Genomic DNA, 623 nt, shown 5'->3' with positions numbered 1-623 from the left:
CCGACGGGTGCGAGGTCGTTGCCACGTCGTCCACCAACGCCGCCTGATCGCCCGTCACCCACATTCCGGCATAGCTCTCAAAATAGCCGGTCGCCCCATATCCGGGAATTACATATCCGCTTCGGCGCTCAGTCATCTTCGATGTCCTCCTCTTCGATCTCGGATTCGACCAGCCTGACGTAGTCGTCCCAAGGCATTTGGTTCACTGGGTCGTTAGGGTCTGTGCGGGTGGGGTACCTCCTGCGAATTGCACGGAAATTATCGAGAAGCTGCTCGAGCGCCCGTTGCCGAGCCTCCGAGTAATCTTCCCACAGCCGCTGAAGTCCCCCGAACGTGATCGTCAATCTATACATCTGCTGGGCGAATCTGTAGGCAACTCCGAGAGGATTAGCGTAACCGCCTGGATCCGCGAAACCCGTCAGCGTGGGGCGCTGAAAGCCCGTTCCAGATGAACTCTTGAGCGCCCTCGCCATCCTGGGAAACACCGCCGAGACCGGGTCGACATCCCAGTGCAACCTCGGACAGCAGGCGATGATGATCTCGCCGTACGCAATGCCCATGTCGAACAGGACGTTGCAGCGGGCATAGTTGCCCACCCATGGCGGGTCGTAGCTGTGGTACGC

The 623-nt window shown here is 59.7% G+C and carries 1 protein-coding gene; it reads right to left on the bottom strand.

What is annotated here, in order from left to right:
- Positions 1-128: 128 nt before the first annotated feature.
- Positions 129-623: hypothetical protein (locus F1193_RS16910; protein WP_210247397.1), on the bottom strand; the 495-nt coding region annotated here is incomplete at its 5' end.

Source organism: Blastochloris sulfoviridis (assembly GCF_008630065.1).
In the GTDB taxonomy this organism is placed as follows: domain Bacteria; phylum Pseudomonadota; class Alphaproteobacteria; order Rhizobiales; family Xanthobacteraceae; genus Blastochloris; species Blastochloris sulfoviridis.
Note: the sequence above shows the minus strand (reverse complement) of the source record. Positions and strands in the feature narration are given on the sequence as shown.